General features: G+C 45.7%; 17 protein-coding genes. 15 read left to right on the top strand and 2 right to left on the bottom strand.

Annotation, left to right across the window (positions count from 1 at the left end; translation table 11 throughout):
* Positions 1-107: 107 nt before the first annotated feature.
* From spoIIGA to ileS, 11 genes are all read left to right on the top strand, one after another.
* Entirely contained in the window at positions 108-1,052 is a 945-nt protein-coding gene (spoIIGA, locus tag PWYN_RS25640; RefSeq protein WP_036659189.1) for a sigma-E processing peptidase SpoIIGA, read from the top strand.
* 60 nt (positions 1,053-1,112) lie between these two features.
* Positions 1,113-1,835 carry an RNA polymerase sporulation sigma factor SigE gene (sigE, locus tag PWYN_RS25635; protein WP_036657853.1) on the top strand — a complete coding sequence of 241 codons (723 nt, stop codon included), beginning with the start codon at positions 1,113-1,115 and terminating at the stop codon, positions 1,833-1,835.
* A 78-nt stretch (positions 1,836-1,913) separates the two neighbouring features.
* Complete coding sequence (gene sigG, locus PWYN_RS25630) at positions 1,914-2,696, top strand: RNA polymerase sporulation sigma factor SigG (RefSeq protein ID WP_036657850.1); 783 nt, start codon at positions 1,914-1,916, stop codon at positions 2,694-2,696.
* A gap of 189 nt (positions 2,697-2,885) precedes the next feature.
* A complete protein-coding gene (locus PWYN_RS25625) occupies positions 2,886-3,197 on the top strand; it encodes a YlmC/YmxH family sporulation protein (protein WP_036659188.1) in 312 nt (103 codons plus the stop codon).
* A 124-nt stretch (positions 3,198-3,321) separates the two neighbouring features.
* On the top strand, positions 3,322-4,173 hold the full coding sequence (pgeF, locus tag PWYN_RS25620) for a peptidoglycan editing factor PgeF (RefSeq protein ID WP_036657848.1): 852 nt from the start codon (positions 3,322-3,324) through the stop codon (positions 4,171-4,173).
* 9 nt (positions 4,174-4,182) lie between these two features.
* Positions 4,183-4,875 (top strand): YggS family pyridoxal phosphate-dependent enzyme, encoded by a 693-nt coding sequence (locus PWYN_RS25615; protein ID WP_036659187.1) that lies wholly within the window; start codon positions 4,183-4,185, stop codon positions 4,873-4,875.
* Positions 4,875-5,324, top strand: a complete 450-nt coding sequence (locus PWYN_RS25610; protein ID WP_036657845.1) for a cell division protein SepF — start codon at positions 4,875-4,877, stop codon at positions 5,322-5,324. Before PWYN_RS25615 ends, PWYN_RS25610 begins: the two co-directional genes overlap by 1 nt.
* Positions 5,325-5,331: 7 nt before the next feature.
* Entirely contained in the window at positions 5,332-5,601 is a 270-nt protein-coding gene (locus tag PWYN_RS25605) for a YggT family protein (RefSeq protein ID WP_036657841.1), read from the top strand.
* Positions 5,602-5,605: 4 nt separating this feature from the next.
* Positions 5,606-6,388: a YlmH family RNA-binding protein gene (locus PWYN_RS25600; RefSeq protein ID WP_036657838.1), complete on the top strand. Its 783-nt coding sequence runs from the start codon at positions 5,606-5,608 to the stop codon at positions 6,386-6,388.
* A gap of 158 nt (positions 6,389-6,546) precedes the next feature.
* Positions 6,547-7,044, top strand: a complete 498-nt coding sequence (locus PWYN_RS25595; RefSeq protein WP_036657835.1) for a DivIVA domain-containing protein — start codon at positions 6,547-6,549, stop codon at positions 7,042-7,044.
* Between the two features lie 650 nt (positions 7,045-7,694).
* Positions 7,695-10,787: an isoleucine--tRNA ligase gene (gene ileS, locus PWYN_RS25590; RefSeq protein WP_036659186.1), complete on the top strand. Its 3,093-nt coding sequence runs from the start codon at positions 7,695-7,697 to the stop codon at positions 10,785-10,787.
* Here ileS and PWYN_RS30825 read toward each other — a convergent pair.
* A complete protein-coding gene (locus PWYN_RS30825; RefSeq protein WP_476703796.1) occupies positions 10,772-10,891 on the bottom strand; it encodes an OapA N-terminal domain-containing protein in 120 nt (39 codons plus the stop codon). The genes ileS and PWYN_RS30825 overlap by 16 nt on opposite strands.
* 244 nt (positions 10,892-11,135) lie before the next feature.
* Here PWYN_RS30825 and PWYN_RS25585 point away from each other — a divergent pair, with 244 nt between their 5' ends.
* Complete coding sequence (locus PWYN_RS25585) at positions 11,136-11,438, top strand: DUF5665 domain-containing protein (protein ID WP_420805830.1); 303 nt, start codon at positions 11,136-11,138, stop codon at positions 11,436-11,438.
* Positions 11,439-11,459: 21 nt separating this feature from the next.
* Here the strand turns inward: PWYN_RS25585 and PWYN_RS25580 are convergent, their stop codons facing one another.
* Positions 11,460-12,191, bottom strand: a complete 732-nt coding sequence (locus PWYN_RS25580; protein ID WP_036657831.1) for a TraR/DksA C4-type zinc finger protein — start codon at positions 12,189-12,191, stop codon at positions 11,460-11,462.
* A 245-nt stretch (positions 12,192-12,436) separates the two neighbouring features.
* On the opposite strand from PWYN_RS25580, the gene lspA reads away from it, so the two are divergent.
* From lspA to PWYN_RS25565, 3 genes are all read left to right on the top strand, one after another.
* Positions 12,437-12,943 (top strand): signal peptidase II, encoded by a 507-nt coding sequence (lspA, locus tag PWYN_RS25575; RefSeq protein ID WP_036657829.1) that lies wholly within the window; start codon positions 12,437-12,439, stop codon positions 12,941-12,943.
* Positions 12,936-13,907 (top strand): RluA family pseudouridine synthase, encoded by a 972-nt coding sequence (locus tag PWYN_RS25570; RefSeq protein WP_036657827.1) that lies wholly within the window; start codon positions 12,936-12,938, stop codon positions 13,905-13,907. The genes lspA and PWYN_RS25570 overlap by 8 nt, the downstream gene beginning before the upstream one ends.
* 128 nt (positions 13,908-14,035) lie before the next feature.
* The gene (locus tag PWYN_RS25565; RefSeq protein ID WP_036657824.1) at positions 14,036-15,289 is read left to right on the top strand and encodes an LL-diaminopimelate aminotransferase; all 1,254 of its coding nucleotides are present in this window, start codon (positions 14,036-14,038) and stop codon (positions 15,287-15,289) included.
* Positions 15,290-15,354 lie beyond the last annotated feature (65 nt).

Genomic DNA, 15,354 nt, shown 5'->3' with positions numbered 1-15,354 from the left:
TTTAGACAGACTTTGAATACGAGACTTTCTATACTAATCATATCGTCCAAAAAAGAAAGTTTACTCTATGCTTCTGGTTACACTTCCGCTTTAGGCAGGTGAATGTCCTGGTAGTTTATATTGACTTGATATTTGCCGCTAATCTACTGATCGACGGAATTTTGTTGTGGCTTACCGGTTGGATGTTGAAGCTTAGGATGCCTTGGTGGCGTCTTTGTCTTTCTGCTTTGGTCGGTGCGCTCTACGTAGTAATGATGTTTGTACCGGATTTGTCCTTCCTTTATACCTTCGTGATCAAATTTGGTCTGTCGGTGTTTATGCTATGGATTGCATTCGGCTTTGTTAGCTTGCAAAGCTATCTCCGAACTATGGGAGCGTTTTATATGATTAACTTTGCAGCGGCAGGCGGGATTCTGGGCATTCACTATTTGCTGCAAAGCTCGGGTGATATTTGGAATGGAATCATGTTCACTGCTGCAGGAGGTTATGCTTACCGGATAAAAATTGGCTTTTGGTTCATTCTCGCAATACTGCCTCTAGTCCTGATTGGTTTCAAAATGGTGAATTCCTCCCGTGTAAGAAGGGAGAGGCTTGAGACTTACATCGGAGAGGTGGAAGTGGAAATCGGCGGGGTGCGTGTGGTTTGCTCCGGGCTCTTGGATACCGGGAATCGGCTATACGATCCTTTGACTCGTATACCTGTAATGGTCATGGAGGCTTCTCTATGGGAGGGTCATCTACCGGCTTCTTGGAAAGGTAGGCTGACTCAGGACGGGGCGGACAGACTGTTGCTAGAAACGGACGGGCAGTCCTTTGCATGGCAGGACAGGATGCGGCTTGTGCCTTACCGCGGCGTTAACCGCGGATCTTCATTCATGCTCGCATTGAAGCCCGACCTTGTAACGATAAAGCTAGGTGAAGATACCTTTTATAGCAAAAGAGTACTAATTGGACTGGATGGCGGAACACTGTCCGGAGACGGAGCATACAGGGCGATTATCCATCCGGATCTAACCCAATCGGAGAGTAAAGATGCGGTGATGACGTCATGATCTTGCAAGAATATACTCCGCATGAACTTAAGCGAACCTGCACTTCCTGAAGGAGGAACAATGATGGTCAAATGGAGAATTGCTATGCAATTGCAATATTACCGAATGCTTTTTCTGCTGGGATTGAAAAGCCAGGAAATTTATTATATTGGGGGGAGTGAGGCTTTGCCTCCCCCTTTGACGCGTGAAGAAGAGGAGTACTTGCTCCAGCGGCTATCTAGCGGTGATGCAGCGGTTCGGGCGATGTTGATTGAACGTAATTTACGGCTAGTCGTTTATATTGCACGTAAATTTGAGAATACGGGAATAAACATCGAGGATCTGGTTTCCATAGGAGCAATAGGGCTGATAAAGGCAGTTAATACCTTCGACCCTGAGAAAAAAATAAAGCTGGCCACCTACGCCTCTCGCTGTATCGAGAACGAAATTTTGATGTACCTGCGGCGTAACAGTAAGACTCGGAGTGAAGTTTCTTTTGATGAACCACTGAATATTGATTGGGATGGCAATGAATTATTGCTGTCAGATGTACTGGGTACGGAGAATGATACGATCTATCGTAATATTGAGGAACAGGTGGATCGTAAACTGCTGCAAAAGGCGCTGGAAAAGCTGAGCGAAAGAGAAAGATTGATTATGGAGCTTCGTTTTGGACTGCGCGGCGGGGAAGAAAAAACACAAAAGGATGTGGCGGATCTGCTTGGTATTTCCCAATCCTACATCTCTAGACTGGAGAAAAGAATAATCAAGCGGCTGCGCAAAGAGTTCAACAAGATGGTGTAAAGAGAAATCGGTAAGGAATAAAATGGCCCCCCCGGGAGATAATGTACAGTAATGTTTCTCCTTGGGAGGTAAATCATCATGACCCGAAATAAAGTCGAGATTTGCGGTGTGGATACATCCAAACTACCCGTTCTTACGAATGTGGAGATGCGGCTGTTATTCACTTCACTGCAGCAGCAGGGCGAACGATCCGCCCGAGAGAAATTGGTTAATGGCAACTTGAGACTTGTACTAAGCGTAATCCAACGATTTAACAATCGCGGTGAGTTCGTAGACGATTTGTTTCAGGTAGGTTGCATCGGGCTGATGAAAGCCATCGATAATTTTGATCTGGGGCAGAATGTTAAATTCTCCACATATGCAGTACCGATGATCATAGGTGAAATTCGCCGATATTTACGTGATAACAATCCGATTCGAGTCTCGAGGTCACTTCGGGATATTGCCTACAAGGCCCTTCAAGTGCGTGACAGCCTTACGAATCAGAATTCACGAGAACCGACATTGTTAGAAATTGCCGAGGCCCTGGGCGTGCCCAAGGAAGATGTTGTCTTTGCTCTAGATGCGATTCAGGATCCGGTTTCCCTATTTGAACCGATTTATCATGACGGTGGAGATCCGATCTATGTAATGGATCAAATTAGCGATGATAAGAATAAGGATGTCTCCTGGATTGAAGAAATTGCCTTGCGTGAAGCTATGCGAAAACTGGGGCAAAGGGAAAAGAGAATTCTCTCCATGCGATTTTTTGAAGGCAAAACCCAAATGGAGGTTGCCGATGAAATCGGTATTTCCCAGGCTCAGGTCTCACGTCTGGAGAAGTCAGCCATTCAACAAATGCAGAAGTATGTGAAATCTTAAGAACATTCCAAAGTGATAAATCCTAAGGTGATCCCCTAAAAAAGGATCGCCTTTTCTTATTGAAAATCTTATTTCGGGATGGCGCTAAAAATGACATGTTGCCAAGCTTTATAATCATATATTTATTAATACGTCTGAAGATACAGAGGTGGCGAAGTGAGTCAGGAATCCTTAGCGGCAGGCAAAAAAATGAAAATATCCGATTTTCAGACTAAAGACGTCATTAACATTGTAGATGGTAAACGTCTGGGACAGATCAGCGACCTGGAACTGGATTTAAGAAAGGGCGTCATTGAGGCTATTGTGGTACCTGGTTATACCCGGTTTATGGGACTGTTTGGCGGCGGGTCAGACCTCATTATTCCTTGGAGAAATATTGTTAAAATCGGCTCCGATGTGGTGTTGGTAAAAATGGAAGAACTGCGAAATCCATATCAGGAGGAGCAGCGGGAGACGGTATATCTCGAACGTGTAGATCGTAACGAAAGGCGCACATATTAGCCTGTGCGCCTTTTTTTGCATGATGAACCGGGGTAAGCTTACGAGCTGCCAGCAAAGGGTATTATTATATAAAGGATTTAGGGCCGAGTTCTTCTTGTGGTACACTGATTTCAGAGGTGAGAATATGGAACCGTTTGTGTTGGAGGATGGGTTACCGCGCTTATTCCGTCTAAAACTATGGCATCAAGAGCATGCAGCGATCACTGCCGGATTTACGAGCAGGCAGGGTGGGGTCGGCAAGGCGCCTTATGAAAGTCTCAATTGTGCTTTTCATGTGGGTGATGATCCGCAGGATGTTATAAGCAACCGTAGAACTCTTGCTGAGAGCCTCAGCTTCCAACTGGAAGACTGGACTTGCGGGGAACAGACTCATGGAGTGAACATTGCTGTAGTCGATCTCAAGGATCGTGGGCGTGGGAGTCGAGACAGAACTTCGGCCTTTTCAGATACGGATGGGTTGATCACCAATGTACCAGGTGTGCTGCTGACTTCCTTTTACGCCGATTGTGTCCCGTTATACTTCTATGACCCGGTACGCTCGGCAGTAGGGCTGGCTCACGCGGGCTGGAAGGGGACTGTGGCGGAAATCGCTGCTGCTATGGTAAGTAAAATGAGCGAGGTATACGGAAGCTGTGCCGAGGATGTTTTAGCGGCTATAGGACCTTCAATCGGAGATTGCTGTTACGAGGTCAATGATCAGGTCATGAAGCATGTTCACCTACTGGAGGAATCCTCGGAGGGGGTAACTCCATTTTCGGAAAGTGTATATAGACAATCCGAAGCAAATGGTGACAAAAGCATGCTTAACTTGAAAGAATTGAACCAACGCATTATGATAAAAGCAGGAATATTGCCGACTCATATCGAATGTACAACTTGGTGTACAAGCTGTAATCCTGATTTATTTTTTTCCTATCGTAAGGAAAACGGTGTTACAGGAAGAATGACGAGCTGGATCGGAATAAAGGAGAGTTGAATTTTGGCCTTGACGTTGCAGGAGAGAATAGCCGGAGTTAATGAGCGCATACAGCAAGCCTGTAAGGCAAGTGGCCGGAATCCAAGTGATGTCCATGTGATTGCGGTTACGAAATATGTATCTTTGAATATGGTTGCGTCTGTACTGAAAGCCTCTATGGAGCATATCGGCGAAAGCCGCTGGCAGGATGCTGAGAGTAAATGGGAAGCACTCGGAGATCAAGGAATTTGGCATTTTATCGGGCATCTACAGACTAACAAAGTCAGGGACGTTATCGGCAAATTTCAATATATACATTCTTTGGACCGGCTCTCTCTGGCGCAGGAGCTGCAAAGAAAAGCAAAGACGGCAGGAATTGACGTTAATGTATTTCTTCAAGTTAACATTTCGGGCGAAGATAGCAAATATGGTCTGGCACCGGAGGAAGTTCCTGCCTTTTTGCGGAGTATATCAGAGTTGGACCGTGTAAAAGTTATTGGGCTCATGACAATGGCTCCTTTTGAGGAAGATCCGGAGCTTACCCGTCCTGTATTTAGGGGGTTACGCGAGTTGCGCGATCAATTGAATCAACAGGCACTTACACCTCACCCGATACTTGAACTGTCTATGGGAATGTCAAATGATTTTGAAGTAGCTATAGAAGAAGGATCCACCTGGGTTCGCCTGGGCACGGTATTAGTAGGCCATGAGGAGGGATCGTGATGGGTGTGATGAACCGGTTTATGAACTTTTTGGGTTTGCAGGAGGAAGAAGAGATTGTAGAACGGGAACAAATTTCTTCTCGTGATGAGGAAGATTTTGAACCTGTACCTGTAGAGACCCGCAAAAACCAACGTGCTGGCAATGTAGTCAGTATTCATTCGCAAAAAAATGTGAAGGTTGTACTGTATGAGCCCCGTTCGTATGATGAGGCTCAGGAAATTGCCGACCATCTCCGTGCGCACCGGACGGTTGTCATCAATTTGCAGCGTGTACGCAATGACCAAGCGATGCGAATTATTGATTTTATCAGCGGTACCGTATATGCCCTTGGTGGAGGAATCTCCAAAATTGGGGGAAATATATTTATGTGCACACCGGATACAGTTGAAATTCAAGGCTCCATTACTGAAATCCTAGGTGACGAACAAGATTATAACAGAATGAGGTGAACGGGTTTTGGATCAAGTTAATTCGATTATTAATATACTGTTCAATATTTATTTTTACATGATTATTTTCTATGTATTGATGTCCTGGCTGCCTAATGTGCGTGATACTTTCATCGGGGAGCTGTTAAGCAAGCTGGTCGAACCGTATCTAAAGCCATTTCGTAAGATTATCCCCCCCCTTTTCGGAACGCTTGATATTTCGCCTTTCATCGCATTAATTGTGCTGGAGTTTGCAGCAGGCGGATTAAAGTCAGTTCTGAGATACTTTATAGGCTAATAGGATGAAGAACGAAGTCTACGGCCACTTTCACCCGGATGAACGGCAATTTGTGGACAGGGCCTGGGAATGGGTTAGTCATGCAGGAGAGTATCATGAGGTCAAGCTGACCGATTTCTTAGATCCGCGGCAGGGCTATATTCTGCAAAGCCTGGTTAACCGTCACCCCGACGTTATCGTCAGATGGGAAGGCGGAGATCAGGATGCGGAGCGGCGGCGGGCGATCATCGCACCAGATTATCGTGATTTGGGCGATGAGGATATGCAGATGAAGGTGCTCGCAATTACTCCTATCGAACAAAAGTTTCAGGCTTTGGAGCATAGCGATTATATGGGTTCCATTCTAGGCCTTGGCATTAAAAGAAGTAAAATTGGCGATATTCGTGTCGTCGAGAACGGTTGCCATGCCGTCGTAACATCCGATATCGCTGATTATCTGGCTATCCATTTGAATGGAGTCCATCGGGTATCCGTGAGTACGGAGATATTGCCGCTATCTGCTCTCCGCAGTATGGAGAGCAAGCTTGAATTGATGGACTTTACGGTTGCCTCTTTACGGTTAGATGGTATTGCTGCAGATGTATGCCGCCTGAGCCGGAGCAAGATTCTAGTTCCGATTAAGGGTGGACGAGTACGGGTGAATTGGAAGGTGGAAGAAGATCCTTCCTTCGCGCTTAAGGAAGGCGATATGGTTTCTGTACAAGGCTTTGGTCGATTCAGGGTAATGGAGATAGGCGGGTTGACCAAAAAGGGACGTTATCATGTTCAGGTTGGTAAATTTGTATAGTCACCTTGCAGGAATTCGAGGTTAATTGTCGAAATTCATTAACTCAAGACAGCAAACATTTCAGCAGCCGGACGCCGATAATTGTATAGAGGCAGGCTAGGGGATGCTCTGAATGAAATAGCATGAAGAGGTCCGAAATTCTAGGAGGTGCATACAGCATGCCATTAACACCGCTCGATATACATAACAAGGAATTCGCCCGGCGCTTCCGAGGTTATGATGAGGATGAGGTCAACGAATTTTTGGATCAGGTGATCAAGGATTACGAAATCGTCATCCGTGAGAATAAGGAGCTGCACAATCAGCTTTTATCCATTCAAGAGCGTTTAAATCATTTTGTGCATATTGAAGAAACACTTTCCAAGACGATCATCGTTGCTCAAGAAGCGGCAGATGAAGTGAAAAGCAATGCGAAGAAGGAGTCTCAGCTTATCATCAAGGAATCGGAGAAGAATGCCGACCGGATTATAAATGAGGCACTGTCTAAATCCCGGAAGGTTTCGATAGAAACGGAGGAGCTACGTAAGCAAGCTTCTATCTACCGGACTCGATTCCGGACACTTCTTGAAGCTCAGCTCGAGCTTCTCTCCCAGGATGATTGGGATGCATTGGACAGCCGCGGTGAAATTCGTGAGGTCCGTGAAGGCGTTATTTAAGAGGTATATGATAATGGAGTTTAATTGCACTTAGTGCAGTTAAACTCCATTTTTTCATAGGAGCAACTCATATAAGTGTACTTTCTACAACTATCTAGCACTTATTAAACTGAAGAAGCCGCTTCTCAGCTATATAGGTGTATTTAGTGCAATTAAATCATTACATACGATGGATAATCAATAAATAAATGTATGAAATACATCTATTTCACTCTCCACTCCAATAGGGGAAGTTATCCCCCTTAATAACCTCTAATATTGACATTTGGAGTCAAAGAGGCTATAACTAGAACATATCTGTACAATGTTCATATGTATTCGATGAAGGGACCAGTACGACAAGGTTGCGTTCCCCAGAGAGTCGGTGATTGCTGAGAGCCGATGTTCAGACCCTGAAGGAAGATCTTCCCCTAGAAGCCTAGCTGAAGCGTTCATTCGTGCGTAAGCTAAGCCGTCTGCCGGACGTTACACCGGACCCGTGCTTGAACTTTTGGCGCGGAACTGAGATCGTGCTGACTGGCTGTTTCCTGTATGGAAGCACCTCAAGCACTGAATTAGGGTGGTATCGCGAGCGTCGTCTCGCCCCTTTGGGGGTGGAGAGATGCTCTTTTTTGTTTTCAGTGAAATATTATTTGAAAGGATTGACCCCCATGCAAAAGGTAGATATCAAGGAAAAAGCGCGGGCAAGAGATGTCCGCATACTGAAGAAGTGGAGCGACGAGAATACGTTCCGCAGATCGATGGAGAACCGAGAGGGACGTCCGAACTATGTGTTCTATGAGGGACCACCAACCGCCAACGGCGCTCCGCATATCGGGCACGTGCTCGGACGGGTAATCAAGGATTTCATCGGAAGATACCAAACCATGAAAGGGTATCGAGTTATTCGTAAAGCGGGCTGGGATACACATGGTCTCCCGGTAGAGTTGGGTGTTGAGAAACAGCTGGGTATCTCCGGCAAGCAGGAGATCGAAGAGTACGGTGTCGAGAAATTCATTCAGAAATGTAAAGCCAGTGTATTTGGTTATGAGAAGCAGTGGCGTGAATTTACGGAAGCTATTGGTTACTGGACCGATCTGGATAATCCATATATTACATTGGAGAATACCTATATCGAGAGCGTGTGGAACATCTTGGCTACCGTTCATGAGAAGGGCCTTCTGTACCGTGGCCATCGTGTAAGCCCTTATTGCCCTAGCTGTCAGACTACCCTTAGCTCTCATGAAGTAGCGCAAGGCTACAAAACGGTTAAGGATCTCAGTGCAACGGCAAAGTTCAAACTGGATGACAGCGGCGACTATGTTCTGGCTTGGACAACCACACCATGGACATTGCCTGCGCATATGGCTTTGGCGATGAACCCGGATATGGATTATGTACGGGTCCAGCAGGAAGATGGCGTGTATATCCTTGCCAAGAATCTGGTGGAAGAGGTCATGAAAGGTGAGCATACGGTCCTTTCTACTCACAAAGGTTCTGAATTTATCGGCAAAACCTATCAGCCTCCTTTCGGATATATTCAAGCTGAGAAAAGTAATATCATCGTCGGTGCTTCCTTCGTTACCGATGCCAGCGGTACAGGGATTGTGCATATGGCTCCGGCGCATGGTGAGGATGACTATAAATCTTGCCGCGAGAACGGCATCACCTTCGTCAACGTTGTGGATACCTTAGGTAAATACACGGACATCGTGACTGATTTTGCCGGACGTTTTGTGAAGGATTGCGATTTGGATATTGTTAAGATGCTTTCGGAAAAAGGATTGCTGTACGGAAAAGAGAAATATGAGCATAGCTACCCATTCTGCTGGCGTTGTGATACACCGCTTCTGTACTATGCAACAGACAGCTGGTTCATCAATACGACTGCGATCAAGGATCAGCTTATCGCTAACAACAATAGTGTGAACTGGTACCCTGGACACGTTCGTGAAGGTCGTTTCGGCAAATTCCTGGATGAACTGGTAGACTGGAATATCAGCCGTAACCGTTACTGGGGAACCCCGCTGAATGTATGGGTATGCCAAGATACAGGCAAGGAATTTGCACCGCACAGTATTGCTGAATTGAGAGAAATGGCTACTACTGACGTTCCGGAGGATATTGAGCTTCATAAGCCGTATGTGGATAATATCCAGCTGCGCAGTCCATTCAGCGAAGGTGGAGTGATGGTACGAACTTCGGAGGTTATCGACGTTTGGTTCGACAGCGGCTCGATGCCTTTTGCACAGAGTCACTATCCGTTTGAGAATGCGGATAATCTGAATGATCAATATCCAGCAGATATGATCTGTGAAGGAATTGACCAGACACGCGGCTGGTTCTACAGCTTACTTGCCGTTTCTACGTTATTCAAGGGTGTAGCTCCTTACAAAGCTGTTATTGCTACTGGACACATCCTGGATGAGAATGGTCAAAAAATGTCCAAATCCAAGGGCAATGTTATTGACCCGTGGGAAATCATGAATGAATACGGTACCGATGCATTCCGTTGGGCGATTTTGTCCGATAGTGCACCGTGGAACAATAAACGTTTCTCCCGCAGTTTGGTGGGTGAGACGAAATCCAAGGTTGTGGATACCCTCGTCAACACACATGCCTTTTTAACGCTTTATGCCGGCATTGATGGTTATGATCCTGCTGAGCATCCGTTCAAGGTGTCGGAGCATAAGTTGGACCGCTGGATCCTGTCCCGTCTGAATAGCTTAATTCTTGTGGTGGAAAAGGGACTTGCTGTAAATGACTTCGTGAATTCATCCAAAGCCATTGAGAATTTCGTGGATGAGCTGAGTAACTGGTATATCCGCCGTTCCCGTGACCGTTTCTGGGGAAGTGGACTGGGTGAGGATAAGCTTGATGCATACCGTACACTTACACGGGTATTACTGACTACCGCTACATTGATGGCTCCGTTCACGCCTATGCTGTCTGAGGATATCTTCACCAACCTGGGTGGCGGAGAGAGTGTTCACTTAGCAGATTATCCAGTTGCCGACGAGAGTTTGATTGATAAGAACCTGGAGCAGGATATGGAAAGTGCCAGAGCGATTGTGGAGCTAGCGCGCAATGTACGCAACGAAACAGGCATTAAGACACGCCAGCCGTTGTCAGAGCTTATCGTATCTATGGATCACAGCTTCGACGCTGCAGGCTACGGGGATATCGTTAAGGATGAAATCAACATCAAGAACTTAGTACTGGAAACCAGTGATAGCGGGTTCGTCGATTTCACACTGAAGTTGAACCTTAAAGTAGCCGGTAAAAAATACGGTAAAAATGTTGGGTTCATCCAAAGCTTACTTAAAGGACTGGATAGCGACTCCACCCGTAAAACGGTACAGGATGGCGTTATCACAATCGCTACACCGGAAGGTGATGAACTGCAAGTTACGGCGGAGGAACTGCTTGTTGAGAAGCAGGCTAAACCTGGCTTCGCTTCTGCCTCCGGTTATGGAATTACGGTAGCCCTTAACACCGAGATTACACCTGCTCTTGAACAAGAGGGTTGGGTACGCGAAATTGTACGGGCTGTGCAGGATTACCGTAAACGTCTGGATCTTCCGATTGATAAGCGAATTGCCTTGACGTTAAATATAGACGACGAGCTAAAGGCGGCAGTAACTGTTTTTGAGGATGTTTTACGTGAGAATGTACTTGTTACCACTATTGAATTTGGCGGAGACTATACTTTCGAGACTGTGGACGCCGGCGGTAAATCGATAGGTATTTATATCAAAGCATAAATTTGCATTACTTGTCTGGAAACGGCATATACTAGCGGCACAAGTATAAACAGAAGTCTTTTATGTTTATGCGGGAAATATAGCCTCTTTATATTTCGGCGCAAAATAACGAGCTCCGTGCTTCAGGAGAGTACCTTGAAACTCCTGAGCCGGGCTCGTTTACTTTGTGGCGCTACAGGGGCGGGGAAGGGGCCGTATGCCGTGGCTGGTCGGAATGGAAATGATGAAAGTTCAGGAGCAAAGAGTAGGATTTCTGTAAAAACCTCTGGAGAAGTCGTGAAACCCGAGAAGGAGCAGGGACTCTTAATACCCGAAACCGGGATTAAGGATCAATCTGATCTGGGAAATATACCTCTCGAGGAGAAAATAAATACGTTGTACCGTCTTACAAACGGGTTAGCACAGCAAATGGAGAAATCACGCATCGCAGAGTATACGGAATTGCTTCATTCTCCATGGCGATTGATTTGGCTGAATATATTCTCAGGAGCCGCTCGCGGTTTGGGGATTGCGCTCGGTTTTACCTTTTTTGCGGCAACTATTATTTATGTGCTTCAGGTTTTGGGTGCGCTCAATCTGCCGATTATCGGAGATTATATTGCGGACATTGTACGAATTGTTCAGCACCAGCTGGAACTTAAGACTTTTTAATGGAAGAAGGAGCAGCATATGCTACTCCGGATCTTCTATTTTATTGGGTTCAAGGAGGAAACTTCCCTCTTCACTGTTCAAGTAGTCCTCATAGCTGGTCCCACGAATGATGGTGATATTTTTTCCTGTTATATCGGTAGCAATGAAGTTTTCCCAAGGTTCTACATACCCTATGGGTTCTCCGGCTTCAATCTCCATTTCATTATAGGAATCAATATTGTTTCCTTCAGCCATGGCGGGAGAGTCTGAGTTCCCCCAGCTTTCAACAATTTGCCAGGCGTCCTCACCATCGAAACCGTTATAATCGTCTCGGTCATCAAGACTGGAGCGTCCAAAGGGACGCATAAGAAACTCTTCTTCAGTCGGACGCTGGATAGGCTTTTCTTGACGAGGGTTATGCTCTTTAGAATAACAAGTATAGGGTACTGCGACCAAACGTTCATACGGAATGGGTTGACCGCTCACTAGACAAACTCCATAAGTCCCCTTGTCCATGGAAGCTAGCGCTAATTTAATATCAACTAACTCATGCTCATCCCTTTCCAAGAGTGAAATGTCCATGGAACGATGGTAGAGGTCTGTAGCGACGTCACCGGGATGGTTGTCGATTTCCGTAAGTTCGCCTGACGAATAACGCATGGAGTTATCAAGGTCATAATGATCGTTCTCCGTAATTCTGTTCTCGAGATCTTTTTGCATCTCTTCAAGGCTTGCCCGAAGCTTTGAGAGCTGCTCTGAGGTTAGATGATTCATAATGAGACAGGCTCCTTTCTGTGGGTATATATGAATTAGCGGTTCAAGATTTAAGTTCCGGTATGCTCTTCGTTAGGTTGACCTTATGGAGGTTATTTTAGCGCTGGAAAATAGTATCGAAATTTCCCATTCATGGAGTGGCCACCCAATGGACGGGTTCTTAAGGGCTGTGCTACAATATACGAGTCTTTATACAGTATTTGACCGCAAAATGCGGGAAAAATAAGAACGGAGTGACAACTTCTGTGGTGTACTATCTGATTGCTCTTATTGTATTTTTGATTGACCAGGGAACGAAGTATCTAATTGCTACACGATTGGAGCTTCAGGAACAAATTTCGGTCATCGGCAACTTCTTTTTAATTACCTCTCATCGAAATCGCGGCGCGGCTTTTGGGATTCTCGAAGGCCAACGATGGTTCTTTTACGTGGTTACCGTTGTAGTGGTCATTGGAATTGTCTGGTACTTGAATAAGGTTAGAAAGACACAAAAGTTGCTGCCTACAGCGCTGGGCTTAGTACTGGGTGGAGCGATTGGCAACTTTTTGGATCGGCTGGTTTCTGGAGAGGTTGTTGATTTTCTGCAACTTAATTTCGGAAGTTATACGTTCCCCATTTTTAATGTGGCAGATTCCTGTATTGTCATAGGTGTTGCACTTATTATTTTGGATTCATTACGTGATTTAAAGGGCGGCGGAGAAGAAGTTCTCGACGTTAAAGAAATAGAGGAAGTCAAAGAAGGGAATGAATAATTTGGATAAAGACGTCAATCATCCTAAGGCATCTGACTACGAAGAAGAGAAGGACGTCACGGAGTGGACTGTAACTGCAGAGCATGCCCGCGAGCGGGTAGATAAATATATAACAGAGTCTTGGGAAGGCAATATTTCACGTTCCCAGGTACAGCTATGGATTAATGATGGACATGTCTCAGTCAATGGGGCTCCGGTCAAGGCCAATCATAAGCTTGTGGAAGGGGAAGTAGTCACAGTTGTGGTTCCAGAAACGGAAGTTACGGATCTGGTAGCTGAGAATATCCCGCTCGAAGTTGTATACGAAGACAGTGATGTGATTGTTATTAATAAAAAGCGCGGCATGGTCGTGCATCCGGCTGTAGGTCATCCTTCAGGCACTTTAGTGAATGCTCTGATGTACCATTGCAAGGATCTTTCGGGAATTAACGGAGAGATTCGTCCGGGGATTGTGCATAGAATTGATAAAGATACCTCCGGGCTCATCATGGCCGCCAAGAATGACGCGAGTCATGCCTCTCTCTCTGCACAGCTTAAGGAGCACACTGTGACACGCCGATATATTGCCATTGTTCAGGGAAATATTTCTCATGACAAAGGGACGGTGGACGCACCAATTGGCAGAGATCCTCATGATCGTAAGCTGTATGTGGTGACACAGAAGAATAGTAAAAAATCCGTAACCCATTTTACAGTATTAGAACGCTTTGGAGATTGTACGCTGGTTGAACTGCAATTGGAGACGGGCCGTACCCATCAAATCCGTGTACATATGAAGTTTATCGGACATCCGCTCGCTGGAGATCCGATTTATGGACGCAGCAAAGGGACAACGATGTCGGGTCAAGCTCTGCATGCAGCCGTACTAGGATTTGTACATCCTTCTTCAGGAGAATATATGGAATTCAGTGCGCCGCTTCCTGCGGATATGGAAGATCTCTTGTTCACTCTGCGCAGCAGATAAGTACAAATGAATGGAGTATTAATCCATGGTTTTGAAGGAAACTTTACGTCATATTTAAAAATATCAGAAAGTATAGGTGCAAGTCCTCCTATGCTTTCTATTATTATCCGGGAGATGAGACGACAATTATGAGTATTGAACAATATCAGGAAACATTTATTCAGACTAATTTTGCAGACCGCATCGGCGGAGCGAACTATGGCAAAGATACAGCAATCTACAAATTCGAGAAAATCAAACGCGCTAAAGCGTCCGCGAAGAAGGATTTTCCCGATATTGAGCTAATCGACCTTGGTGTGGGCGAACCCGATGAAATGGCGGATGAAGGCATCGTTGCCAAGCTTGCAGAAGAAGCACTGAAGGAAGAGAACCGGGGATATTCGGATAACGGGATTCCTGAATTTAAGAAAGCGGCTGCTGAGTATTTGCGGGAAGTATTCCGTGTAGAGGGTATCGATCCAGAGACAGAGGTTGTGCATTCTATCGGCTCCAAGCCTGCACTGGCTATGCTGCCATCCTGCTTCATCAATCCAGGGGACATCACCATCATGACAGTGCCTGGTTACCCTGTGTTGGGTACGCACACCAAGTATTTGGGTGGACAAGTGTTTACAGTGGAACTGAAGAAGGAGAATAACTTCCTTCCTGACCTGAATGCTATTCCAGAAGAGGTTGCCCGTAAGGCAAAGCTAATTTATCTGAACTACCCGAACAATCCAACGGGTGCCAGTGCGACTGCTGAATTTTTCGCTGAAGTTGTAGCTTGGGCTAAAAAGTATGATGTAGTAGTCATCCACGATGCTCCTTATGCAGCCTTGACCTATGATGGCTTGAAGCCGCTTAGCTTCTTGTCTGTACCGGGTGCAAAGGATGTTGGTGTAGAACTGCATTCTCTTTCTAAATCCTATAATATGACAGGCTGGAGAATTGGTTTTGTTGCCGGCAATCCACTTGTTGTTAAAGCGTTCAGCGATATCAAAGATAACAATGACTCCGGTCAATTCATCGCCATCCAAAAAGCGGCTGCTTACGGCCTTGCTCATCCTGAGATTACTGAAGCAATCGCTGCCAAGTATTCCCGCCGTCATAACCTGCTCGTGGATGCATTGAACAGCCTTGGCTTCAAAGCAGAAAAGCCAAAGGGTTCTTTCTTCCTTTACGTAGAAGCTCCAAAAGGTATTAAAGGCGGACGTCGTTTTGAATCCGGCGAAGACTTCTCGCAGTTCCTGATTCGGGAGAAATTGATTTCCAGTGTGCCTTGGGATGATGCCGGATCTTTCGTCCGTTTCTCAGTTACCTTTATCGCTAAAGGTGAAGAGGAAGAAAAACGTGTAATCTCTGAAATTCAGAGACGGTTGAGTGACGTTGAGTTTGAATTTTAATGTCTTGAATATATAAAATAGTAAAGCCTACCGTTGCCGGTAGGCTTTTTTGTGGAATGAACTAA

Origin of the sequence: Paenibacillus wynnii (genome assembly GCF_000757885.1) — a bacterium.
Classification (GTDB): Bacteria; Bacillota; Bacilli; order Paenibacillales; family Paenibacillaceae; genus Paenibacillus_AQ; species Paenibacillus_AQ wynnii.
This window is presented reverse-complemented; position numbering and strand designations above follow the sequence as displayed.